The organism is Pseudomonas sp. S2_B10, from assembly GCF_054668425.1.
In genome coordinates, this window is the sequence record NZ_CP162768.1 from 4249327 (window position 1) to 4272180 (window position 22854).

22 protein-coding genes are annotated in these 22854 nt (G+C 59.3%); 19 read left to right on the plus strand and 3 right to left on the minus strand.

Annotated elements, in window-relative coordinates; all coding sequences use genetic code 11:
- Window positions 1–101 precede the first annotated feature (101 nt).
- From AB4O45_RS18850 to ispD, 7 genes are all read left to right on the plus strand, one after another.
- Window positions 102–1049 carry an acetyl-CoA carboxylase carboxyltransferase subunit alpha gene (locus AB4O45_RS18850; protein WP_016771465.1) on the plus strand — a complete coding sequence of 316 codons (948 nt, stop codon included), beginning with the start codon at window positions 102–104 and terminating at the stop codon, window positions 1047–1049.
- Between the two features lie 131 nt (window positions 1050–1180).
- On the plus strand, window positions 1181–2509 hold the full coding sequence (gene tilS, locus AB4O45_RS18855; RefSeq protein WP_252868874.1) for a tRNA lysidine(34) synthetase TilS: 1329 nt from the start codon (window positions 1181–1183) through the stop codon (window positions 2507–2509).
- A gap of 274 nt (window positions 2510–2783) precedes the next feature.
- On the plus strand, window positions 2784–4415 hold the full coding sequence (locus AB4O45_RS18860) for a CTP synthase (RefSeq protein WP_016771462.1): 1632 nt from the start codon (window positions 2784–2786) through the stop codon (window positions 4413–4415).
- A 4-nt stretch (window positions 4416–4419) separates the two neighbouring features.
- Window positions 4420–5265, plus strand: coding sequence for a 3-deoxy-8-phosphooctulonate synthase (gene kdsA / locus AB4O45_RS18865; RefSeq protein WP_007954807.1), 846 nt, complete (start codon window positions 4420–4422; stop codon window positions 5263–5265).
- Between the two features lie 155 nt (window positions 5266–5420).
- Window positions 5421–6710: a phosphopyruvate hydratase gene (gene eno, locus AB4O45_RS18870; protein ID WP_041478121.1), complete on the plus strand. Its 1290-nt coding sequence runs from the start codon at window positions 5421–5423 to the stop codon at window positions 6708–6710.
- Between the two features lie 169 nt (window positions 6711–6879).
- On the plus strand, window positions 6880–7158 hold the full coding sequence (gene ftsB / locus AB4O45_RS18875) for a cell division protein FtsB (RefSeq protein ID WP_016771460.1): 279 nt from the start codon (window positions 6880–6882) through the stop codon (window positions 7156–7158).
- On the plus strand, window positions 7155–7862 hold the full coding sequence (gene ispD / locus AB4O45_RS18880; RefSeq protein WP_353188288.1) for a 2-C-methyl-D-erythritol 4-phosphate cytidylyltransferase: 708 nt from the start codon (window positions 7155–7157) through the stop codon (window positions 7860–7862). The genes ftsB and ispD overlap by 4 nt, the downstream gene beginning before the upstream one ends.
- A 132-nt stretch (window positions 7863–7994) precedes the next feature.
- Here ispD and AB4O45_RS18885 read toward each other — a convergent pair whose 3' ends face one another.
- Window positions 7995–8891, minus strand: a complete 897-nt coding sequence (locus tag AB4O45_RS18885) for a LysR family transcriptional regulator (protein ID WP_460160423.1) — start codon at window positions 8889–8891, stop codon at window positions 7995–7997.
- A 116-nt stretch (window positions 8892–9007) separates the two neighbouring features.
- On the opposite strand from AB4O45_RS18885, the gene AB4O45_RS18890 reads away from it, so the two are divergent.
- The 8 genes from AB4O45_RS18890 to rpoS all read left to right on the plus strand — a co-directional run bounded on the left by AB4O45_RS18890 (window position 9008) and on the right by rpoS (window position 16233).
- Window positions 9008–10120 carry an S-(hydroxymethyl)glutathione dehydrogenase/class III alcohol dehydrogenase gene (locus AB4O45_RS18890; protein WP_110600129.1) on the plus strand — a complete coding sequence of 371 codons (1113 nt, stop codon included), beginning with the start codon at window positions 9008–9010 and terminating at the stop codon, window positions 10118–10120.
- Window positions 10121–10208: 88 nt separating this feature from the next.
- On the plus strand, window positions 10209–11054 hold the full coding sequence (gene fghA / locus AB4O45_RS18895) for an S-formylglutathione hydrolase (RefSeq protein ID WP_460160424.1): 846 nt from the start codon (window positions 10209–10211) through the stop codon (window positions 11052–11054).
- Window positions 11055–11097: 43 nt separating this feature from the next.
- The gene (gene ispF, locus AB4O45_RS18900; protein WP_460160425.1) at window positions 11098–11571 is read left to right on the plus strand and encodes a 2-C-methyl-D-erythritol 2,4-cyclodiphosphate synthase; all 474 of its coding nucleotides are present in this window, start codon (window positions 11098–11100) and stop codon (window positions 11569–11571) included.
- Window positions 11568–12626: a tRNA pseudouridine(13) synthase TruD gene (truD, locus tag AB4O45_RS18905; protein ID WP_460160426.1), complete on the plus strand. Its 1059-nt coding sequence runs from the start codon at window positions 11568–11570 to the stop codon at window positions 12624–12626. The genes ispF and truD overlap by 4 nt, the downstream gene beginning before the upstream one ends.
- The gene (surE, locus tag AB4O45_RS18910; RefSeq protein ID WP_024011837.1) at window positions 12614–13363 is read left to right on the plus strand and encodes a 5'/3'-nucleotidase SurE; all 750 of its coding nucleotides are present in this window, start codon (window positions 12614–12616) and stop codon (window positions 13361–13363) included. The genes truD and surE overlap by 13 nt, the downstream gene beginning before the upstream one ends.
- Window positions 13364–13401: 38 nt before the next feature.
- Entirely contained in the window at window positions 13402–14037 is a 636-nt protein-coding gene (locus tag AB4O45_RS18915; protein WP_160768345.1) for a protein-L-isoaspartate(D-aspartate) O-methyltransferase, read from the plus strand.
- Window positions 14038–14249: 212 nt separating this feature from the next.
- Window positions 14250–15119, plus strand: coding sequence for a peptidoglycan DD-metalloendopeptidase family protein (locus AB4O45_RS18920; protein ID WP_041478115.1), 870 nt, complete (start codon window positions 14250–14252; stop codon window positions 15117–15119).
- A 106-nt stretch (window positions 15120–15225) separates the two neighbouring features.
- Complete coding sequence (rpoS, locus tag AB4O45_RS18925) at window positions 15226–16233, plus strand: RNA polymerase sigma factor RpoS (protein WP_016771451.1); 1008 nt, start codon at window positions 15226–15228, stop codon at window positions 16231–16233.
- 526 nt (window positions 16234–16759) lie between these two features.
- Here the strand turns inward: rpoS and fdxA are convergent.
- Both fdxA and mutS read right to left on the minus strand, forming a co-directional pair.
- Window positions 16760–17083, minus strand: coding sequence for a ferredoxin FdxA (gene fdxA / locus AB4O45_RS18930; protein WP_056783233.1), 324 nt, complete (start codon window positions 17081–17083; stop codon window positions 16760–16762).
- 163 nt (window positions 17084–17246) lie between these two features.
- Entirely contained in the window at window positions 17247–19829 is a 2583-nt protein-coding gene (mutS, locus tag AB4O45_RS18935; RefSeq protein ID WP_460160427.1) for a DNA mismatch repair protein MutS, read from the minus strand.
- A 202-nt stretch (window positions 19830–20031) separates the two neighbouring features.
- Here mutS and AB4O45_RS18940 point away from each other — a divergent pair, with 202 nt between their 5' ends.
- From AB4O45_RS18940 to AB4O45_RS18955, 4 genes are all read left to right on the plus strand, one after another.
- Entirely contained in the window at window positions 20032–20775 is a 744-nt protein-coding gene (locus AB4O45_RS18940) for a LexA family transcriptional regulator (RefSeq protein ID WP_056783238.1), read from the plus strand.
- 527 nt (window positions 20776–21302) lie between these two features.
- On the plus strand, window positions 21303–21641 hold the full coding sequence (locus tag AB4O45_RS18945; RefSeq protein WP_024011844.1) for a phage holin family protein: 339 nt from the start codon (window positions 21303–21305) through the stop codon (window positions 21639–21641).
- Window positions 21642–21712: 71 nt separating this feature from the next.
- On the plus strand, window positions 21713–22234 hold the full coding sequence (locus AB4O45_RS18950; RefSeq protein ID WP_460160428.1) for a hypothetical protein: 522 nt from the start codon (window positions 21713–21715) through the stop codon (window positions 22232–22234).
- Window positions 22235–22237: 3 nt separating this feature from the next.
- Entirely contained in the window at window positions 22238–22846 is a 609-nt protein-coding gene (locus AB4O45_RS18955; protein ID WP_217852612.1) for a phage baseplate assembly protein V, read from the plus strand.
- The last annotated feature ends 8 nt before the right edge of the window (window positions 22847–22854 follow it).

Sequence of the window (22854 nt, forward strand, 5' to 3'; positions counted from 1 at the left end):
TTTTTAATCTCGACCTCAGCGCGCCTCTCCCTTAAGGTAGGGCGCGAATAGACAACCGGCCGGCCCAAGCTCACTTGGGACACGACCCAAGACGGACGCCTATGAACCCGAATTTTCTAGATTTCGAACAGCCGATCGCCGACCTGCAAGCCAAGATCGAAGAGTTGCGCTTGGTCGGTAATGACAATTCGCTGAATATCGGCGATGAGATCTCCCGCCTGCAGGACAAGAGCAAGACGCTGACCGAAGACATCTTCGGCAAGCTGACCAGCTGGCAGATCGCACGTCTGGCGCGTCACCCGAAACGCCCGTACACCCTCGATTACATCGAGCACATCTTCACCGAGTTCGACGAACTGCACGGCGACCGTCACTTCTCCGACGACGCTGCCATCGTTGGCGGTATCGCCCGTCTGGAAGACCAGCCAGTGATGATCATCGGCCACCAGAAGGGCCGTGAAGTGCGTGAGAAAGTTCGCCGCAACTTCGGTATGCCGCGTCCGGAAGGCTACCGCAAGGCCTGCCGTCTGATGGAGATGGCCGAGCGCTTCAAGATGCCGATCCTGACTTTCATCGACACCCCGGGTGCCTACCCTGGCATCGACGCTGAAGAGCGCAACCAGAGCGAAGCGATTGCCTGGAACCTCCGGGTGATGGCGCGTCTGAAGACTCCGATCATCGCCACTGTAATTGGTGAAGGTGGTTCCGGCGGCGCACTGGCCATCGGCGTCTGCGATCAATTGAACATGCTGCAATATTCGACCTACGCGGTGATCTCGCCGGAAGGTTGCGCATCGATCCTGTGGAAGACCGCCGAGAAAGCACCGGATGCCGCTGAGGCAATGGGCATCACCGCTGAGCGTTTGAAAGGCCTGGGTATCGTCGACAAGGTGATCAGCGAGCCACTGGGCGGCGCCCACCGTGACCCGGCTGCTGCCGCCGCTTCGATCCGCGCCGAGCTGAGCTCGCAACTGGCGATGCTCAAGCAGTTCGATAACGAAGCGCTGCTCAAGCGCCGTTACGATCGCCTGATGAGCTACGGTCTCTAATCAGACGCGTACTATCCCTGTGGGAGCGAGCCTGCTCGCGAAACCGGTATGACAGTCGACGAAATTGTTGAATGTCAAATCGCTTTCGCGAGCAGGCTCGCTCCCACAGAGGGTTAGGCAAAGGTGCAGATATGGGCCAGTCCCCGATTGATTTGCCATCCCGTCTTCTGCTGAACCTTGAGCCCTGGCGCCACGCCGCTCACTGGCGCATCGCCTTCTCCGGCGGTCTCGATTCCACCGTCCTCCTGCATCTGCTCGCCACCCTGGCGAACACCGAATCCCTCCCTGCGTTAAGCGCCATCCACATTCACCACGGCCTTCAGGCTGCGGCCGATGCGTGGCCGCAACATTGCCAGGCCGTTTGCGATGCGCTGGACGTGCCGTTGCAAGTGAAGCGGGTAACCGTAAAGGGCGGGGCGAGCCTGGAGCGGGCGGCGCGGGATGCGCGTTATGCCGCGTTCAGTTCGCTGACGCAGACCAATGACGTGTTGCTGACTGGCCAGCACCGCGATGACCAAGCGGAAACGCTGCTGTTTCGGCTGTTGCGCGGTGCCGGTGTACGCGGACTCGGCGCAATGCCGCAGCAGCGCACAGTGGGGCAGGGCACGCTGGTTCGACCGTTGCTCGACGTCAGCCGCGCCGAGGTGGAAAATTATGCACAGGCGCATCAGTTGCGCTGGATTGAGGACCCGTCGAACCAGGACCGGCAGTTTTCGCGCAACTATCTGCGCCATCAAGTCATGCCGGTCCTCACCGAACGCTGGCCGCAAGCGCAGGCCAGCATGGCGCGCACGGCTGCGCATCTGCGTGAGGCGCAGGGCTTGCTCGATGAGCTGGCGCAGATCGATCTCGCACAAGCCGAAACGGTCCATGAATTCGCTTGGCTGGGTGTGCCATCGCTGGAGCTGACATCATTGAGGGCATTGTCTGACGCACGCCAGCGAAATGCCCTCAGCCACTGGCTCGAACCGTTGACCCGGCTGCCAGATGCTGACCATTGGTCGGGTTGGACAACGCTGTGCAATGCCGGCGCCGACGCTTCTCCGATCTGGCGTCTGGCCGACGGAGAGCTGCACCGCAGCGTCGGTCGCGTCTGGTGGCTGAGCGGCAATTGGTTGGGCGCGCCAGTGATCGGCGCCGACTGGCAGACCCCGACTTCAGCGCTACGCTTGCCGGATAACGGACGCGTCATGCTCCACGGGCAAGCTCCATCCGGGCCTTTGCGTATTGCCTATCGGCAAGGCGGTGAGGTCATGCAACTGGCCGAGCGCGGCAGCCGTGATCTCAAGCGTCTGCTCAACGAGCGCGCGGTCCCGGCCTTCGTGCGTGGCAGATTGCCGCTGCTGTTTCGTGGCGAAGAATTGCTCGCCGTGGCGAACCTGCCGGGTCTTGATGGTCAGATGGACGAAGGCTGGACATTGCACTGGCAGCCAACAGACGAAGATCAAGGTTTGAGCTGAAAGGAGCATTCCGGTAGACTACGCTCCCTTCTTGATACAACTTCTGTGGATTCGCCTGAATTGCAGGAGTTGCCGATTACCAAGCAGTCTTTGCTGGGCGATTCCAAAAAATGTGTAGCGAGCAACGTACCGGTGTTTCATCTACCGGTCTGTCACAACGCGGCGGTTTTTTCGAAAGGTGCACTGTGATTAATGCAGGTGATCGGGGGCTTCGGCCTTCCTTCGCTTTCCCCGGCGGCTCGTTCCGCTTTAACGCAGACTTCTAGGGTTTTTCATGACGCGCTACATATTCGTCACGGGCGGTGTTGTTTCTTCATTGGGGAAAGGCATTGCCTCGGCTTCATTGGCGGCTATCCTGGAGGCGCGGGGGCTTAAGGTCACCATGCTGAAGCTGGATCCGTACATCAACGTCGATCCAGGCACCATGAGTCCGTTCCAGCACGGTGAAGTGTTCGTCACCCACGACGGCGCCGAGACCGATCTGGATCTGGGGCACTACGAGCGGTTCATCCGCACGACCATGACCCAGAACAACAACTTCACCACCGGCCGTGTCTACGAGCACGTGCTGCGCAAAGAGCGCCGTGGCGACTACCTGGGTGCAACCATCCAGGTGATCCCGCACATCACCGACGAAATCAAACGTCGCATCATCAAAGGTGCCGGTGACGCTGACGTGGCGATGGTTGAAATCGGTGGCACCGTCGGTGACATCGAGTCGCAACCATTCCTCGAAGCCATCCGCCAGTTGCGTTTCGAAGTCGGCGCCAAGCGCGCGATGCTGATGCACCTGACGCTGGTGCCGTACATCGCCACCGCTGGCGAAACCAAGACCAAACCGACCCAGCACTCCGTCAAGGAACTGCGCTCGATCGGTCTGCAGCCAGACGTGCTGGTGTGCCGCTCCGATCACCCGATCGATGTGTCCTCGCGTCGCAAGATCGCGCAATTCACCAACGTTGAAGAGCGTGCGGTAATCGCGCTGGAAGACGCCGATACCATCTACAAGATCCCGGGCATCCTGCACTCGCAGGGCCTGGACGATTTCGTCGTCGAGCGTTTCGGTCTGCAGTGCGGCAGCGCCGATCTGTCCGAGTGGGACGCAGTGGTCGATGCCAAGCTGAACCCGGAACACGAAGTGACCATCGCCATGGTCGGCAAGTACATGGAACTGCTCGACGCGTACAAGTCGCTGATCGAAGCGATGAGTCATGCCGGCATCAGCAACCGCACCAAGGTCAACCTGCGCTACATCGATTCCGAAGACATCGAGAACCAGGGCACTGCGCTGCTCGAAGGTGTTGATGCGATTCTGGTGCCGGGCGGCTTCGGTCTGCGTGGCGTGGAAGGCAAGATCACTGCCGTTCAGTACGCTCGCGAAAACAAGGTTCCGTACCTCGGCATCTGCCTGGGCATGCAAGTGGCGGTCATCGAGTTCGCCCGTAACGTGCTGGGCTGGAAAGACGCCAACTCCACCGAGTTCGATCGTGCCAGCGGCCATCCGGTGGTCGGTCTGATTACCGAGTGGGAAGACGCCACCGGCGCTGTCGAAGTACGTACCGAAGCGTCCGATCTGGGCGGCACCATGCGTCTCGGCGCACAGGATTGCCTGCTTGAGCCGGGCTCCAAAGTCCATGATTGCTACGGCAAGGACGTGATTGTCGAGCGTCATCGTCACCGTTACGAAGTGAACAACAACCTGCTGCCGCAGATCATCGAAGCCGGCCTGAAGATTTCCGGTCGCTCCGCCGATGCTGCGCTGGTCGAAGTGGTTGAAGCGCCGGATCATCCATGGTTCGTCGCCTGCCAGTTCCATCCTGAGTTCACCTCGACCCCACGCGACGGCCATCCGCTGTTCAGCGGTTTTGTCAAAGCCGCGTTGGCTCAACACCAGAAGAAGGCGTAACCCGATGGCACAGAAGATCATCCGCGTCGGCGACATCGAGATTGCCAACGACAAACCCATGGTGCTGTTCGGCGGCATGAACGTGCTGGAAAGCCGTGACATGGCCATGCAGGTTTGCGAAGAGTACGTGAAGGTCACCGAAAAACTCGGTATCCCTTACGTGTTCAAGGCCAGCTTCGACAAGGCCAACCGGTCTTCTGTGACTTCGTATCGCGGTCCTGGCCTGGAAGAGGGCATGCGCATCTTCCAGGACATCAAGCAAGCGTTCGGCGTGCCGATCATCACCGACGTCCACGAGCCGGATCAGGCCGCGGTCGTCGCTGAGGTCTGCGACATCATTCAGCTGCCGGCCTTCCTGTCGCGCCAGACCGATCTGGTTGTCGCGATGGCCAAGACCAATGCCGTGATCAACATCAAGAAAGCCCAGTTCCTCGCGCCTCAGGAAATGAAACACATCCTGAACAAGTGCGTGGAAGCCGGTAACGATCAGTTGATCCTCTGCGAGCGTGGTTCGAGCTTCGGCTACAACAATCTCGTGGTCGACATGCTCGGCTTCGGCATCATGAAGCAGTTCGAATACCCGGTGTTCTTCGACGTGACCCACTCGTTGCAAATGCCTGGCGGTCGTTCCGACTCCGCCGGCGGTCGCCGCGCGCAGGTCACCGATCTGGCCAAGGCCGGCATGAGCCAGTCGCTGGCGGGTCTGTTTCTCGAAGCGCATCCGGATCCGGACAACGCCAAATGCGACGGCCCTTGCGCCTTGCGTCTGGACAAACTGGAGCCATTCCTGGCCCAGCTCAAGGCTCTGGACGAACTGGTGAAGAGTTTTCCGACGGTAGAAACCGCGTAACGCTCGATTCTCCGGTAAAGTACCGCACGATTTGTCGCTCATGCCCTCGGGCGTGAGCGTTGTCGTCTGCAAGTCTGCCCGCTGTACTTCGCTTGCCGACGATAAAGATTTCCTCTAGCTGCGTCGTTTTCGTCAACTTTGGAGTGTTTACAACAATGGCAAAAATCGTCGACATCAAAGGTCGTGAAGTTCTCGACTCCCGTGGCAATCCCACCGTGGAAGCGGACGTGCTTCTCGACAACGGCATCATCGGCAGCGCCTGCGCGCCGTCCGGTGCATCCACTGGCTCGCGTGAAGCGCTCGAGCTGCGTGATGGCGACAAGAGCCGTTACCTGGGCAAGGGCGTGCTCAAGGCGGTAGCCAACATCAACGGTCCGATCCGCGATCTGCTGCTGGGCACCGACCCGAGCGACCAGAAAGCCCTCGACCAAGCGATGATCAAGCTCGACGGTACCGAAAACAAGGCGACCCTGGGCGCCAACGCCATCCTCGCCGTGTCCCTGGCTGCGGCCAAGGCGGCTGCGCAGGATCAGGATCTGCCGCTGTACGCACACATCGCCAACCTCAACGGCACCCCGGGTGTGTACTCGATGCCGGTGCCGATGATGAACATCATCAACGGTGGCGAGCACGCCGATAACAACGTCGACATCCAGGAATTCATGGTTCAGCCAGTCGGCGCCAAGTCCTTCTCGGAAGGTCTGCGCATGGGCACCGAGATTTTCCATCACTTGAAAGCTGTGCTGAAGGCCCGTGGCCTGAGCACCGCCGTTGGTGACGAAGGCGGTTTCGCGCCGAATCTGGCGTCCAACGAAGACGCGCTGAAAGTGATCTCCGAAGCCGTGGCCAATGCCGGTTACAAGCTGGGCACCGACGTGACCCTGGCTCTGGACTGCGCGGCCAGCGAATTCTACGAAGACGGCAAGTACAACCTGTCCGGCGAAGGCCAGGTGTTCACCGCCGAAGGTTTCGCTGACTACCTCAAAGGTCTGACTGAACGTTACCCGATCATCTCGATCGAAGACGGTCTGGACGAGTCCGACTGGGCTGGCTGGAAGATCCTCACCGACAAGATCGGCGAGAAGACCCAGCTGGTGGGCGACGACCTGTTCGTGACCAACACCAAGATCCTGAAAGAAGGCATCGATAAAAAGATCGCCAACTCGATCCTGATCAAGTTCAACCAGATCGGCACCCTGACCGAAACCCTGGAAGCCATCCAGATGGCCAAGGCTGCCGGCTACACCGCCGTGATCTCGCACCGCTCCGGCGAAACCGAAGATTCGACCATTGCCGACCTGGCTGTGGGCACCTCGGCTGGCCAGATCAAGACCGGTTCGCTGTGCCGCTCCGACCGCGTTTCCAAGTACAACCAACTGCTGCGTATCGAAGAGCAGTTGAACGGCAAGGCCAAGTACAACGGCCGTGCCGAGTTCCGCGGTTAAGCGCAACCTGATCAAAGGACACCGGATTGTGTCGGAAAAGTCGTGACAGCGATGGATTTGCCACTAATCTGATGCCTTAAGCACAAGCCTGGATCTTTCCAGGCTTCGTGCTATCAGATGCTGCAACATTATGCGTGGCTGTCTTTTTTCACTGGATACCTGATATTCGATGCGCAGTCCTTACTGGTTGTTTCTCGTTTTGCTCTTGCTGCTGGCCGGTCTGCAGTACCGCCTGTGGGTGGGCAATGGCAGTCTGGCGCAGGTCGCCGAGCTGAAACAGCAGATCGCCGAACAACATGCCGAGAACGAAGGCCTGTTGGAGCGCAACCGGGTGATGGACGCGGAAGTCAGCGAATTGAAAAAAGGCATGGAGACCGTTGAAGAGCGGGCTCGTCACGAACTGGGCATGGTCAAGGACGGCGAAACCCTTTACCAGTTGGCCCAATGATCGATTCCCTGCCGGCCTTCTGGGCCGTGATTCCTGCCGCGGGCGTCGGTGCCCGAATGGCCGCGGACCGTCCCAAGCAATATCTGCAACTGGGCGGGCGCACAATTCTCGAACACAGCCTCGGCTGTTTCCTCGATCACCCGAGCCTTAAGGGCCTGGTGGTCAGTCTTGCTGTTGACGATCCCTATTGGCCGAATCTGGCATGCGTCAGCGATCCACGCATTCAGCGGGTTGATGGCGGGGCTGAGCGTTCTGCTTCGGTGCTAAACGCCTTGCTGCATCTGCATGCGCAAGGTGCCGACGATGACGATTGGGTGCTGGTGCATGATGCGGCCCGGCCGAATCTGAGTCGCGATGATCTCGACAAGTTGCTTGCCGAACTGGCGGATGACCCGGTCGGTGGTCTGTTGGCGGTGCCCGCTCGCGACACGCTCAAACGCATTGATAAAAACGGTCGTGTGGTTGAAACGGTGGACCGCAGTGTGATCTGGCAGGCGTATACGCCGCAGATGTTTCGCCTCGGCGCGTTGCATCGAGCGTTGGCCGATAGCCTGGTTGCGGATGCCGTGATCACCGATGAAGCTTCTGCGATGGAATGGGCCGGTCTGGCACCGCGTCTGATCGAAGGGCGCGCGGATAACCTCAAGGTGACCCGGCCGGAAGATCTGGAGTGGTTGCGCCAGCGATGGGCGAATCGCCGCTGAGATTTGGGGTCGCTGTGGCATTGCCTTCGCGAGCAGGCTCGCTCCCACAGAGGGAATGCATTCAGCTGTCGAGCTCGGTCAATTGTGGGAGCGAGCCTGCTCGCGAAAACGGTCGCACAGGCAACCAATAACTCAAAGTTTGTACTCCGGCCTTTCAGCCAGTCCCACCTTCAAATAATCCACCAACTTGCGCACCTTCGGCGACAGATGCCGCTGCTGCGGATACAACGCCCACACCGCCGTATTCGGCGGCTGATGCGCCTCCAGCAAGGAAATCAGCGCGCCACTGTGCAGATGCTCGAGCACGTAATAGTCCGGCAACTGACACAACCCGACGCCCTGAAGCGCCGCATCCAGCACCGCTTGCCCACTATTGCAACGCCAGTTGCCTTGCACCCGCTGGGAAAATTCCCTGCCGTTCTGTTCCATTTGCCATATATCCGAACTGCCGATCAGGCAATTGTGTCGACTCAATTCCGACAAACTGTGTGGGCGTCCGTACCGTTCCAGGTAGGACGGCGATGCGCACAGGTACATTCTCCGTGGTGCCAGACGTGTGGCGACCAAGCGCGAATCCTGTAACCGACCCAGACGGATCGCCAGGTCCAGCCCTTCATGCACCAGATCCAGTTGGCGATTGCTCAGCTCTATATCGATGCGCAACTGCGGGTACAGCCCCATGAAGCGAGTCACCAGCGGCACGATAAAACGTTCGCCGTAGGCCACCGCGCAGGTCATGCGCAGCATGCCTTTCGGTTCGCTGGTCAGATCACCTACCGCGCGCAAGGCTTCTTCGCGACCGTCCTGCAGGCGCTGGCAATGCTGCAGAAAAGTCTGCCCGGCTTCGGTCAACGTAACTCGCCGGGTGCTGCGGTAGAGCAGTCGCGTCTGCAGACGCTCTTCGAGCCGTACGATTTGTCGACTGATGTGTGAGGAAGAAACCCCAAGACGCTCGGCAGCGGCGGTGAATTGATTGCATTCGGCGACGGCAACGAACTCATCGATGCCTTCCCAGCGGTTTTCCGACACTTGGATTATCCCTGTATGGCAATAATGTTTTGCTTTGGTCCGGATTATTCCTCAGGAATCGCTGAACTACACTGTCTGTCTGCTTTTTTATTTATTGGGTTCACTGGAGAGTCAGCATGATCAAGTCGCGCGCCGCCGTTGCCTTCGAGGCCAAGAAGCCGCTGGAAATCGTAGAAGTCGATGTCGCCATGCCCAAGGCCGGTGAAGTATTGCTGCGCGTCGTCGCTTCCGGGGTTTGCCACACCGATGCCTACACCTTGTCCGGCGCAGACCCGGAAGGCATCTTCCCGTCGATCCTCGGCCATGAAGGTGGCGCCATCGTTGAAGCGATCGGCGAAGGCGTGACTTCGGTCGCCGTCGGCGATCACGTCATTCCGCTGTACACCCCGGAATGCGGCCAGTGCAAATTCTGCAAGTCGGGCAAGACCAACCTCTGCCAGGCGATTCGCGCCACCCAAGGCAAGGGCCTGATGCCGGATGGCACTTCGCGCTTTTCCTACAAGGGCGAAACAATTTTCCACTACATGGGCACTTCGACGTTTTCGGAGTACACCGTACTGCCGGAAATTTCCGTAGCGAAGATCTCCAAAGACGCGCCGCTGGAGAAGGTTTGCCTGCTCGGTTGCGGCGTAACCACCGGTATCGGCGCCGTGCTCAACACCGCCAAGGTCAAACCGGGTGACACCGTGGCCATCTTCGGTCTCGGCGGTATCGGCTTGTCGGCCGTGATCGGCGCGGTGAAAGCCAAGGCTGCGCGGATCATCGCCATCGACATCAATCCAGCCAAGTTCGAAATCGCCAAACAACTGGGTGCAACCGACTGCGTGAACCCGAAAGACTACGATCGTCCGATTCAGGAAGTGATCGTCGACATGACCGATGGCGGCGTCGACTTCTCTTTCGAGTGCATCGGCAATGTGCAACTGATGCGCGCCGCGCTTGAGTGCTGTCACAAAGGCTGGGGCGAGTCGGTCATCATCGGTGTCGCCGGTGCCGGCCAGGAAATCGCTACCCGTCCATTCCAATTGGTCACCGGTCGCGTCTGGCGCGGTTCGGCGTTCGGCGGCGTGCGTGGCCGTACTGAATTGCCAAGCTACGTCGACATGGCCCAGAGCGGCGAAATCCCGCTGGATACCTTCATCACCCACACCATGGGCCTGGAAGATATCAACAAGGCGTTCGACCTGATGCACGAAGGCAAGAGCATCCGCACAGTCATTCATTTCTAAGGAGCAGCGGCAAGCTACAAGCCACAAGCTGCAAGCAGGCGCAATTGCCTCTTGCAGCTTGAAGCTCGCAGCTTGCGGCTGAAGTGCTATGAATCTGGAAAACATTTCCTGTCAGAAGAGTTTCGGTGGCTGGCACAAGCGTTATCGCCATCGCTCCGAAGTGCTTGATTGCGACATGGTCTTTGCCGTGTACCTGCCGCCACAAGCGGAGCAGGGCGGCAAGCTGCCGGTGCTGTACTGGTTGTCAGGGCTGACCTGCACCGATGAGAATTTCATGCAGAAGGCCGGTGCGATGCGCATGGCTGCCGAGCTCGGGTTGATCATCGTCGCCCCGGATACCAGCCCACGCGGTCCGGATGTTCCGGACGATGCAGATAAGGCTTGGGATTTCGGCCTTGGCGCAGGGTTTTATCTGAACGCCACGCAGGAGCCGTGGGCACGTCATTACCGGATGCATGATTATGTCGTGCAGGAATTGCCTGCTCTGGTCGAAGCGCATTTCCCCGCTTCCGACAAACGCAGCATCAGCGGTCACTCCATGGGCGGCCACGGCGCATTGGTCTGCGCGCTGCGCAATCCCGGGCGTTATCAGTCAGTGTCGGCGTTCTCGCCGATTACCCATCCAATCGATTGCCCGTGGGGTCAGAAGGCCTTTTCCAACTATTTGGGCGAGGACCGTTCGAAGTGGAAGGAGTGGGACGCCTGTGTGCTGATCGCAGAGGCGACGGAGAAGTTGCCGTTGCTGGTCGATCAAGGTGATCGTGACGATTTCCTCGCCACCCAGCTGAAACCCGAAGCCCTGCAACACGCCGCAAAACAAGCGGGGCATCCGCTGGAGCTGCGCCTGCAACCGGGCTACGACCACAGCTATTTCTTCATCTCAAGCTTCATTGACGACCACTTGCAGCATCACGCACGCGCTCTGCGCGGTTAATGCAGGTAGAATCACGCCCTGACAAAAATCGGGGCGTTTTTTTATGCGTATTGGCCACGGCTACGATGTGCACCGTTTCGCTGAAGGCGATTTCATTACTCTGGGCGGCGTGCAAATTGCACACAGCTTCGGGCTGCTCGCTCATTCCGACGGTGACGTCCTGCTGCACGCCTTGAGCGATGCCTTGCTCGGCGCGGCGGCGCTGGGTGATATCGGTAAACACTTCCCGGACACCGATCCGCAATTCAAGGGCGCCGACAGCCGTGTGCTGTTGCGTCATGTGGTCAGTCTGATCCACGCCAAGGGCTGGAAAGTCGGCAACGTCGACAACACCATTGTTGCCCAGGCGCCAAAAATGGCGCCGCATATCGAATCGATGCGCGCGCTGATCGCGGCGGATCTTCATGTTGAGTTGGATCAAGTGAACGTCAAAGCTACCACCACCGAAAAGCTTGGCTTTGTCGGTCGCGAAGAAGGCATCGCCGTGCACTCCGTTGCCTTGTTGCTGCGCGCATGAATGAACTGCAATTACTCGGCCCACGGGCCTATGGCGAACCCCTCGGCACAGCGGTACTGAAAGCCATCGCCGAAGATTTCCAGGTCGATGAAGTGCTGGATATTCCGTTCAGCGGTGACGGCGAACACCTGTGGATCTGGGTGGAAAAGCGCGGCCTCAATACCGAAGAAGCGGCGCGGCGTATCGCCAAGGCAGCCGGCGTGCCGTTGCGTACCGTCAGCTATGCCGGCCTGAAGGACCGTCAGGCCCTGACCCGACAGTGGTTCAGCGTGCAGTTGCCGGGCAAGGCCGATCCGGATCTGTCGGCCGCGGAAAACGACACGCTGAAGATCCTCAAGACCACGCGCCACAAGCGCAAGCTGCAACGCGGTGCGCATTCGGCCAATGGCTTCACCCTGCGCCTGACGCAATTCAATGGCGACAAAGATGCGATTGAACAGCGGCTGCAACTGATCGCCAAACAAGGCATCCCCAATTATTTCGGCGCCCAGCGCTTCGGCCATGACGGCGGCAACGTTGTCGATGCCCGGGCGTGGGCGGCGCGCAAGGCTTTGCCGGAACAGCGCAATGTGCGTTCGCGGTTGCTGTCGACGGCGCGTAGCTTTCTGTTCAACCAGGTGCTCGCGGCGCGCGTCGCCGAAGGCACCTGGAACACCGCGCTGGTTGGCGATCTGCTGGCCTTCACCGACAGCCGCAGTTTTTTCCCGGCCGGTGAAGTCGAATGCAGCGACCCGCGTCTGGCGATTCTTGACCTGCACCCGACCGGTCCGCAGTGGGGCGAAGGTGACTCGCCCACCGCTGGCGCAGTCCATGAACTGGAGCAGGCGATCGCCGCCCGCGAAGCGGATCTGCGTGACTGGTTGATCCACGCCGGCATGAGCCATGAACGTCGCATCCTGCGGCTGCCCATTGGCGGGTTGACGTGGCATTATCCCCAACCTGACATTCTGCAACTGGAATTCGTCCTCCCGGCCGGATGCTTTGCCACCGTATTGGTGCGCGAGCTCGTTGATCTGGTGCCGGTGGGGCAGACGGACAGCCCATGCGTATTCTGATTTCTAACGACGATGGGGTAACCGCGCCCGGTCTCGCCGCGCTTTATGCTGCGCTGGCGGATTACACCGAATGCGTGGTTATCGCCCCGGAGCAGGACAAAAGCGGCGCCAGCAGTTCGCTGACGCTCGACCGTCCGCTGCACCCGCAATACCTGGCGAACGGCTTTATCAGCCTCAACGGCACACCGACCGATTGCATTCACCTGGGCCTTAACGGCTTGCTTGAGCGCGAAGCGGACATGGTGGTATCCGGCATTAATCTGGGCGCCAATCTTGGTGACGACGTGCTGTATTCCGGAACCGTGGCGGCAGCGCTGGAAGGACGATTTCTCGAGCGCCCATCTTTTGCCTTCTCACTGGTTTCGCGTCAGGTGGACAATCTGCCGACTGCGGCCTACTTTGCGCGCAAACTGGTCGAGGCCCACGCCGGGCTGGATCTGCCACCGCGCACGGTGCTCAACGTGAACATCCCCAATCTGCCCATCGATCACATCCGTGGCATTCAGTTGACCCGCCTCGGTCATCGCGCCCGCGCGGCGGCGCCGATGAAAGTGGTCGATCCGCGCGGCAAGGCCGGTTACTGGATTGCCGCTGCCGGCGACGCTGAAGACGGCGGCCCGGGCACCGATTTTCATGCCGTGATGCAGGGCTATGTGTCCATCACACCGTTGCAGCTCGATCGCACTTTCAATGATGCCTTCAGAAGTCTTGATGGCTGGCTGGGGGGGCTGAGCTGATGCGTGAACATGACGACCGCCTGCGCAGCGGCATTGGCATGACCTCCCAGCGTACGCGCGAGCGACTGATCCAACGGCTGTATGAAGAAGGCGTATCGAACGCCAAAGTCCTGGAAGTGATCCGCCGCACGCCGCGTCATCTGTTTGTCGACGAGGCGCTGGCGCACCGCGCTTACGAAGACACCGCGCTGCCGATCGGCAACAACCAGACCATCTCCCAGCCTTACATGGTGGCGCGCATGAGCGAGCTGCTGCTGGAGGCAGGTCCTCTGGATAAAGTGTTGGAGATCGGCACCGGTTCCGGCTACCAGACGGCGGTGTTGTCGCAACTGGTTGAACGGGTGTTTTCCGTCGAGCGCATCAAGGTGTTGCAGGATCGCGCCAAGGAGCGTCTGGTCGAGCTGAACCTGCGCAACGTGGTATTTCGCTGGGGCGATGGCTGGGAAGGCTGGCCGGCGCTGGCGCCCTACAACGGCATCATCGTCACCGCCGTTGCCACTGATGTACCGCAAGCTTTGCTCGATCAACTGGCCCCCGGTGGGCGCATGGTGATTCCGGTCGGCTCCGGTGAAGTGCAACAACTGATGCTGATCGTGCGCGAAGAACATGGCTTTTCCCGACACGTTCTGGGCGCTGTGCGTTTCGTGCCTTTGCTCAATGGGCCACTGGCCTGAGCATTTGCGAGCAGGCGCTGAATTCCTTTCAACGGCGCCGGTCTTACACCGGCAGCCAGAGTTTAAACGCAGCGTACTTGCCCCTGGCAAACGTGTGCGTCCGGTGATTTCGCTTCATTAAAGGTAAAGCCGGTTCGGCCCGTTATACTTGCGACACCTCATGCCGCAATGCGGCATTCAGAATTTTTCAGCCACCACAAAGGGAGCGGCGGGTGAGTCTCACAGTCATTGCGCAGCGTATGGGTAACACGAGCTTTCAGCGCCTGGTGACTGGCCTTGTCTTGAGCACCTTGCTGGTCGGTTGCTCCAGCACCAAATCGAGCAACGTGCGCGTTGTTGATCGCAACAATGCGGTGGCGCAACGTCCTACCGTTACCACCGGGCAGTATGTAGTCCGTCCCGGCGATACCTTGTTTTCGATCGCCTTTCGTTACGGCTGGGACTACAAAACCCTCGCCGCACGGAACAATATTCCTACGCCGTATACGATCCATCCGGGTCAGACAATTCGCTTCGACGGGCGCAGCGGTTCAACGCCGACAGCGGTGGTGAGCAACTCCAGTTCCTCGCCTTCTTCGTCGAGTAAAACCACGGTAATCCGGCGCCAGGCGAATGGCACCACAACCACTACAACCACCGGTTCCAAAGGGGTTGTACCGTCCGTCGCGAGCAAACCTGCACCCGCTCCACTGCCTCCGGCAGGCCCGGCCCCGACCGGCTGGGGATGGCCATCTAATGGCGTTCTGATTGGAAAATTCTCTTCAAACGGTAGTTTGAATAAAGGAATTGATATCGCCGGAGATTTGGGACAGCCTGTTTTAGCTGCGTCTGATGGGACGGTCGTATACGCCGGGAGTGGCTTAAGGGGCTACGGCGAATTGGTCATCATCAAACACAGCGAAACCTACGTCAGTGCTTACGGACATAACCGCAGGCTGTTGGTTCGGGAGGGGCAGCAGGTCAAGGTCGGACAGACAATTGCCGAAATGGGGTCAACGGGTACAGACCGGGTGAAACTGCATTTTGAGATTCGCCGCCAAGGTAAACCAGTGGATCCGCTGCAGTTCCTGCCAAGACGTTGATTTGTAGGCCAGCCTGTTCCGTCGCGTAGAGGGGACAGGCTCCAGCGTTGCCAAGGATAAAGGCGTCGCTTGAGCTTGGGGTCGAACTCACCAAAGGACTATAACAATGGCTCTCAGTAAAGAAGTGCCGGAGTTTGACATCGACGATGAGGTTCTCCTTATGGAGACCGGCATCGATTCGGATTCGATGTTGAATGATGAAGGGGCTGCTCCACCTTCCGTTCGTTCCAAATCCAGACACTCCGCCACACTCAAACAACATAAATACATCGACTACACTCGGGCACTTGATGCCACGCAGCTGTATCTCAACGAAATCGGCTTTTCCCCTCTGCTCTCCCCGGAAGAAGAAGTTCATTTTGCGCGCTTGTCGCAAAGTGGCGATCCTGCCGGGCGCAAGCGCATGATCGAAAGTAACCTGCGGCTGGTCGTCAAGATCGCCCGGCGTTACGTCAATCGGGGGCTGTCGCTGCTGGATCTGATCGAAGAGGGCAACCTCGGCCTGATCCGCGCGGTGGAAAAGTTCGATCCCGAGCGCGGCTTCCGCTTCTCGACCTACGCAACCTGGTGGATCCGTCAGACCATCGAGCGCGCGATCATGAATCAGACCCGGACCATCCGGCTGCCGATTCACGTGGTCAAGGAGCTCAACGTGTACCTGCGGGCCGCACGGGAGCTGACGCAAAAACTCGACCACGAACCTTCACCCGAAGAAATCGCCAACCTGCTGGAAAAACCGGTGGGGGAGGTCAAGCGCATGCTCGGCCTCAACGAAAGGGTTTCTTCGGTCGACGTCTCGCTGGGTCCGGATTCGGATAAAACCCTGCTGGACACACTCACTGACGATCGTCCGACCGATCCGTGCGAACTGCTGCAGGACGATGATCTGTCGCAGAGCATCGATCAATGGCTGTCGGAGCTGACCGACAAGCAGCGCGAGGTGGTGATTCGCCGCTTCGGGCTGCGTGGTCACGAAAGCAGCACGCTGGAAGATGTCGGCCTGGAGATCGGTCTGACCCGCGAGCGGGTACGGCAGATTCAGGTGGAAGGGCTCAAGCGCCTTCGCGAGATCCTTGAAAAGAACGGCCTGTCGAGCGAGTCGCTGTTTCAATAAGCGCCTTATCCTCCGCCCGCAAAAGCCCCGGCTGATTCGATCAGTCGGGGCTTTTTTGTTTTTCGCGTGCAGCAAATCGGGCTTTCGGCAGCCACCAGACAAGCGGTCGTCAATTTCTGAATTTGTAGTCTCGCGCTGTAAGCCTTTGCTTACTGTGTCGTAAGTGTTCGTTATTTTTACACTTCGGTGGAAGGCGATCGCGCTACTTACAGTGAGCAACCTTTTGATTTTGTTAATTATTTCGTAAATGTTATGTCCTTGTGACAGAGCGCGCGTACGCCGAGGGCCAATTGCTCGTCTCCAGAAACTCTCTAATATCTCAACTGTGTCGACGGACAGACACGCCCTTCACGGAAGAGGGGAACGGACATCGCAGGAGGCGATTCATCAGGACGATGAAAAGGAATACAGGGAATAGGGAAAAAATGTGGGCGGGTCATACCGCCCCTTTTTTCGTCTGCAGAAAAGCAGAATCTGCAAAAGCAAAAAGGCCCGCAAGGGGCCTTTCAGTCGAGCGCGGGGTAGATCAGCGTTCGAGGTGTTTGATCTTGTTCGGCTGGCCATCCCACTCTTCGGCATCCGGCAGCGATTCTTTTTTCTCGGTGATGTTCGGCCAGATATCCGCCAGCTCGGCATTGAGCTCGATGAAGTTTTCCATGCCGCTTGGGATCTCGTCTTCCGAGAAGATCGCCACAGCCGGGCATTCTGGTTCACACAGCGCGCAGTCGATGCACTCGTCCGGGTGAATCACCAGGAAGTTCGGGCCTTCGTAAAAGCAGTCCACCGGACAGACTTCTACGCAGTCGGTGTACTTGCACTTGATGCAGTTGTCGGTGACGACGAAGGTCATTTCTAATTTTCTCCTCAGGCGGCGGCAGCGTTGCCCCTTCACGGTTGGGGTCGCCAGGTTCGGGAGCGATACCTGCTGACCAGGCTATGAGCCAGCAGCATCCCGAACCGCGCGAGATTCTAACAGCTTGAAGCGAATTGCGTTATATCCGCTTCTTCAGTGCTTATATCCGGTTCTTCAGTGCATAGAGCATTTCCAGCGCTCGACGTGGCGTCATGTCGTCCAGATCCACTTTCGCCAATTCGTCCAGCACCGGATGTGGCAGTGAGGCGAACATGTCGCTTTGCTGCGGTGTCGACGGCTTGCCCTTGGCCGCCGGTTTCGGCGCCTCGTGGGGCAGGGCAGTGTCTTCCAGGCGACTCAGATGCTCGCGCGCGCGCAAGATCACTTCGCTCGGCACACCCGCCAGTTGCGCGACTGCCAAGCCATAGCTCTGGCTGGCAGGCCCAGGCAGAACATGGTGCAGGAACACGATCCGTTCGTTGTGCTCGGTCGCGTTGAGGTGGACGTTGGCCACCAACGGCTCGGCTTCCGGCAACACGGTCAGTTCGAAGTAGTGCGTAGCGAACAGCGTATAGGCACGCAGATGGGCCAAGCGCTCGGCCGCCGCCCATGCCAGCGACAGACCGTCAAAGGTGCTGGTACCGCGCCCGACTTCGTCCATCAGGACCAGACTGCGCTCGGTGGCGTTATGCAGGATGTTGGCGGTTTCGCTCATCTCGACCATGAAGGTCGAGCGACCGCCGGCCAGATCATCGCTTGAGCCGATACGGGTGAAGATGCGGTCGACCAGCGACAACTCGCAACTGGCGGCCGGCACGAAACTGCCAATATGCGCTAGCAACACGATCAACGCGGTTTGCCGCATGTAAGTGGATTTACCGCCCATGTTCGGACCGGTGATGACCAGCATGCGCGTATTGTCGTCCAGGCTCAGATCGTTGGCCACGAACGGCGTGGTCAGCACTTGCTCGACCACAGGGTGACGACCCTGGGTGATGCGCATGCACGGCTCGCTGACGAAACGCGGGCAGTTCAGGTCAAGATTCAGCGCACGCTCGGCAAGGTTGCTCAGCACATCCAGCTCGGCCAAGGCGCCGGCGGTGTCCTGCAGCGGTGGCAGCTGGCTGATTAAGTCTTCGAGCAGCGCTTCGTAAAGCATCTTTTCCCGAGCCAGCGCGCGGCTCTTGGCGGAAAGTGCCTTGTCTTCGAATTCTTTCAGCTCGGGCGTGATGAAGCGCTCGGCGCCTTTGAGCGTCTGCCGGCGGATATAGTCGGCCGGCGCCGATTCAGCCTGCTTGCTCGGCAGTTCGATGAAGTAGCCGTGGATACGGTTGTAGCCGACTTTGAGGTTGGCCAGACCAGTACGGGCTTTCTCCCGGGCTTCGAGATCAATGAGGAACTGGCCGGCGTTTTCGCTCAGTGATTGCAGTTCATCGAGTTCGCTGTCGTAACCGGTTTTCAGCACGCCGCCGTCGCGGATCACCGCAGGCGGGTTGTCGATAATGGCTTTTGCCAGCAGCGCCGCCAGTTCCGGATAGATGCTGGTGGTAACCGCCAGATGCTGCAGGTGCGGCGCTTCCAGATCGGTCATCGCCACTTGCAGTTCGGGCAGTGCGCCGAGAGCATCACGCAGACGCGCAAGGTCACGCGGCCGCGCATTGCGCAGACCGATACGCGCCAGAATCCGCTCGATATCGCCGATTTCCTTGAGCTGCGGTTGCAGCTTTTCGAAGCGGTAGCCGTCGAGCAGGCAGCGGATCGAGGTCTGACGCGCCAGCAACACGGTGAGATCGCGCAACGGCCGGTTCAGCCAGCGGGTCAGTAAACGGCTGCCCATGGCGGTCTGGCAGCGATCGACCACCGATTGCAGCGTGTTGTCGCGGCCACCGGCCAGATTGGTGTCGAGTTCCAGATTGCGCCGGCTGGCGCCGTCGAGCACCACGGTGTCATCGAGACGTTCATGACGCAGGCTGCGCAAGTGGGGCAGGGCGGTGCGCTGGGTTTCCTTGGCGTAGGCCAGCAGGCAGCCGGCAGCGCCAATGGCCAGGGTCAGGTTTTCGCAGCCGAAGCCTTTCAGGTCTTGGGTGGAAAACTGCTGGCAGAGACTTTTCAGCGCCGAATCGCGCTCGAAATCCCACGGCGCGCGACGGCGTACGCCACGGCGTTTTTCCGCCGGCAGGTCTTTCGGCCAGTCATCCGGAATCAGCAATTCCACCGGGTTGACCCGCTCCAGTTCGGCGAGCAGGTTTTCCCAGCCTTTGATCTCGAGCACGGTGAAGTTGCCGCTGGTGATGTCCAGCACCGCCAGACCGAATAGTCGCTCGTCGCCCAACACCGCTGCGATCAGGTTATCGCGGCGTTCATCCAGCAGCGCCTCGTCACTGACCGTCCCCGGCGTGATGATCCGTACGACCTGGCGCTCCACCGGGCCTTTGCTGGTGGCCGGGTCGCCGACTTGCTCGCAAATCACTACCGATTCGCCGAGCTTGACCAGTTTCGCCAGGTAACCTTCCGCCGCATGGTAGGGAATCCCACACATCGGAATCGCCTGGCCCGCCGACTGCCCGCGCGCGGTCAGGGTGATGTCCAGCAATTTGGCGGCTTTCTTCGCATCTTCGTAGAAGATTTCGTAGAAATCGCCCATGCGATAGAACATCAGCTGGTCCGGGTGCTGATTCTTCAGGCGCCAGTATTGCTGCATCATCGGAGTGTGGGAGGACAGGTCGGAGACGGCTTTATTCATCGGATTGTCGGGCAACTCGTTAAAAGATGTAGGGCAAAGCGCGGGCAGTGGCCGGGCTTTTCCGCGATGGGCGCAAGGTTACCATGGCCAGTCTGCCCGACGCAGGCGCTGCGGTCGGGTGAGCATTTATTGGCAGGGAAAAGTTGATCTATGCACGATTTATGCAAATCAGCATTTGTCTTCACGAAAAACTTCAAGCACTATGCGCGTTATGCAAAAACGCAACGTTTCCTCCGTCTTAAGAGCACTGCTCGACCAGCACGGGATCTCCCCCACGGAGCTCCACCGTCGCACCGGCGTGCCTCAATCAACGCTCTCGCGGATTCTCAGCGGGAAGATTGTCGATCCTTCGGATAAACACATCTCGAAGATCGCTGAATATTTCAACGTCAGCACCGATCAGTTGCGCGGGCGCGCGGATGTCGCACCAACGGCGGCCGGCACGCGCGCTGACGTGCATGCGGAACTCAAGGACATAAGCCTGTGGGACGACGACACCCCCGTCGATGACGACGAGGTGTCGGTGCCCTTTCTACGTGAGGTTGAATTGGCTGCTGGATCAGGAAGATTCGTCATCGAAGAGAGCGAGCGCTCCAGCCTGCGCTTCGGCAAACGCAGCCTGCGCCACAACGGTGTGCAGTTCGACCAGGCCAAATGCGTGACGGTGCGCGGCAACAGCATGTTGCCGGTTCTGCGTGATGGCGCCACCGTCGGCGTCAACGCCGGCAAGTGCGGCATCGGCGACATCATTGATGGCGATCTGTATGCGATCAATCACAACGGCCAATTGCGCGTGAAGCAACTCTATCGCCTGCCCACCGGCATCCGTCTGCGCAGCTTCAATCGAGACGAGCATCCAGATGAGGACTACAGCTTCCAGGAAATCCAGGAAGAGCAGATCGTTATCCTTGGTCACGTCTTCTGGTGGGGCATGTACGCCCGCTAGCCCCTTTCGATTCAACTGAAACCTGCCCCCCGGCAGGTTTTTTTTCGCCTGCAGAAATCTCCCCACCCCTTGGCCCGCTTGGGTTTCATGCATATGCGCAAATTTAATGCATAAATAAATGCATTTACGCATTGACTGTATATGCATCCATGCATATTCTTACCACCAAGCCGCTCGACAAAGCGGCTGGCAAGACAAGCTCTTTAGTTCCACAAGAACAGGCAGCGATGAACCGGCCTCAACGGTTCAGAGGGTTGGCAACTGACCCAGGTGTGCAGCGTAAAGCACCAGAAGCAGTTATCCGGCGGGCAGGGACCGCGGTCGGAAAAACAATCTGAATGGACTCGTACCGCGCCAGTAGCGCCGAAAAGTCAGCTTCCTTCTCGAACACAGGATTGGAAGGAAGGCGAAGGAGCGCATTACTGAAAAGCCCGGTGTACAAGCGCCGGGCTTTTCAGTAATGCCTGCCTCAAGAGAAACCGTTTGAATCCAACCCATCACTCATCAATCACCCACGGAGGCGTGACATGACAAACGAGCAACAAGCGTTGGCGGACATGCCGATCTGGCTGGTCATCCTCCTCGCTGTCGTCGGCGGGGTGTCCGGCGAAATGTGGCGCGCCGACAAGGAGGGCGCCCGCGGCTGGTCACTTGTGCGGCGTCTGGCTCTGCGTTCCGGCGCCTGCATGATCTGCGGGGTGTCGGCAATCATGCTGCTGTACGCCGCCGGCATGTCGATCTGGGCCGCTGGCGCTTTTGGCTGCCTGACGGCGATGGCCGGCGCTGATGTCGCCATAGGCCTTTACGAACGCTGGGCGGCCAAGCGTATCGGCGTCTGCGAAGTACCGCCGCGCGACCAGCCTTAACCCTGAATATTTTTCCGTGCCGCCATGTTGGCGGCAGGGCTGCGCGTGGACGATTGAAAAGGAGGTCATGTATGCCCACACCGATCCAGCAGCCGTCGCAACTGTTCATAGCCATCGCGACGACACTGCGCAACACCGCCGGTCTCAACCTCAATGTCGGCAGTCGCGCTGACTTCACAGCAGCGGGTGAACAAGCCTGGGCACTGATCGACTTTGACCGGAACGCGTCCGGCGTGCGCGGCGCTGATGGGCGTATCGCTCATGTAATGACGTTGTCACTGCAAGTCATCCCGGCGCTTTCAGCGACCGCTTTTGCAGCGTGCGATCTGATCGCCGTGCTGAAAAACCTGATCACCGACAACCGCTGGGGATTGCCCGGCGATCAATGCGATCTGCCGATGAATATCGATGGCTTGCCATCGTTGCTTATCAGTGCTGATCAACAATACAAAGCCTGGACCCTGACGTTCAACCAGACACTCTACCTCGGCCCGACCTTGCTCGACGATCCACTGGGCATGCCGAAATTCGCTCGCACCTGGGAAGTCAGCAACATCGACGATCCAGACCAGTACACCGCGCTGGAGGGCTGACGGATGTTCGATGCATTACTGCGTATGCAGCTCGGTCCGATCATTGAGCGTCTGGCGGAAATGGAAGCGGAAATCGAAGACCTGCATCGCCGTGCCGAGAGTTTCTGTCGTATTGGCATCTGCCAGTCAGTTGATGCGGCGAGTAACACTTGCCAGGTCAGCCATGGTGGATTGCTCACCCCTGCGATCAAGTTCTTCAACCCCAGCGCTGGTGCGCAAAGTGAATCGCGCATCCCGACGGTGGGCGAGCAGTGCCTGCTGTTCAACTATGGCAGCGGTGAAAGCGGTGCGCAGAGTGTCGCGTTGTTCGGCTTGAACAGTGACCGTTTCCCCCCGGCCTCGACTGTGCCGACGCTGACCCGTCGGGTGCATCAGGACGGCAGCGAAAGCGGTTACGACGACGCCAGCCACGCCTTGCACTGGCTCAACGGACCAACGCAATTCCACGGGTCTCGCGAGTCGCTCGAACTGAGCATCGGCCCTGCACGTCTGGCCATGACGCCAGAACTGATCACCCTGCAACTGGGCGCCGTCGGCCTGAGTATCGACGCCTCGGGCGTGCACTTCAGCGGCCCCTTGGTCGATCACCAGGGCCGCGTCATCAGCCCCTGATTCAAGAG

Bases quoted from the DNA above. Each gene is read 5' to 3' on its own strand.
- truD (WP_460160426.1), top strand. From the start codon at position 11,568: ATGAATGAACTGCAATTACTCGGCCCACGGGCCTATGGCGAACCCCTC.
- AB4O45_RS18850 (WP_016771465.1), top strand. From the start codon at position 102: ATGAACCCGAATTTTCTAGATTTCGAACAGCCGATCGCCGACCTGCAA.
- tilS (WP_252868874.1), top strand. From the start codon at position 1,181: ATGGGCCAGTCCCCGATTGATTTGCCATCCCGTCTTCTGCTGAACCTT.
- AB4O45_RS18915 (WP_160768345.1), top strand. From the start codon at position 13,402: ATGACCTCCCAGCGTACGCGCGAGCGACTGATCCAACGGCTGTATGAA.
- AB4O45_RS18955 (WP_217852612.1), top strand. From the start codon at position 22,238: ATGTTCGATGCATTACTGCGTATGCAGCTCGGTCCGATCATTGAGCGT.
- rpoS (WP_016771451.1), top strand. From the start codon at position 15,226: ATGGCTCTCAGTAAAGAAGTGCCGGAGTTTGACATCGACGATGAGGTT.
- kdsA (WP_007954807.1), top strand. From the start codon at position 4,420: ATGGCACAGAAGATCATCCGCGTCGGCGACATCGAGATTGCCAACGAC.
- mutS (WP_460160427.1), bottom strand. From the start codon at position 19,829: ATGAATAAAGCCGTCTCCGACCTGTCCTCCCACACTCCGATGATGCAG.
- fghA (WP_460160424.1), top strand. From the start codon at position 10,209: ATGAATCTGGAAAACATTTCCTGTCAGAAGAGTTTCGGTGGCTGGCAC.
- eno (WP_041478121.1), top strand. From the start codon at position 5,421: ATGGCAAAAATCGTCGACATCAAAGGTCGTGAAGTTCTCGACTCCCGT.
- AB4O45_RS18945 (WP_024011844.1), top strand. From the start codon at position 21,303: ATGACAAACGAGCAACAAGCGTTGGCGGACATGCCGATCTGGCTGGTC.
- ftsB (WP_016771460.1), top strand. From the start codon at position 6,880: ATGCGCAGTCCTTACTGGTTGTTTCTCGTTTTGCTCTTGCTGCTGGCC.
- AB4O45_RS18950 (WP_460160428.1), top strand. From the start codon at position 21,713: ATGCCCACACCGATCCAGCAGCCGTCGCAACTGTTCATAGCCATCGCG.
- AB4O45_RS18940 (WP_056783238.1), top strand. From the start codon at position 20,032: ATGCGCGTTATGCAAAAACGCAACGTTTCCTCCGTCTTAAGAGCACTG.
- AB4O45_RS18860 (WP_016771462.1), top strand. From the start codon at position 2,784: ATGACGCGCTACATATTCGTCACGGGCGGTGTTGTTTCTTCATTGGGG.
- ispF (WP_460160425.1), top strand. From the start codon at position 11,098: ATGCGTATTGGCCACGGCTACGATGTGCACCGTTTCGCTGAAGGCGAT.
- fdxA (WP_056783233.1), bottom strand. From the start codon at position 17,083: ATGACCTTCGTCGTCACCGACAACTGCATCAAGTGCAAGTACACCGAC.
- AB4O45_RS18890 (WP_110600129.1), top strand. From the start codon at position 9,008: ATGATCAAGTCGCGCGCCGCCGTTGCCTTCGAGGCCAAGAAGCCGCTG.
- surE (WP_024011837.1), top strand. From the start codon at position 12,614: ATGCGTATTCTGATTTCTAACGACGATGGGGTAACCGCGCCCGGTCTC.
- ispD (WP_353188288.1), top strand. From the start codon at position 7,155: ATGATCGATTCCCTGCCGGCCTTCTGGGCCGTGATTCCTGCCGCGGGC.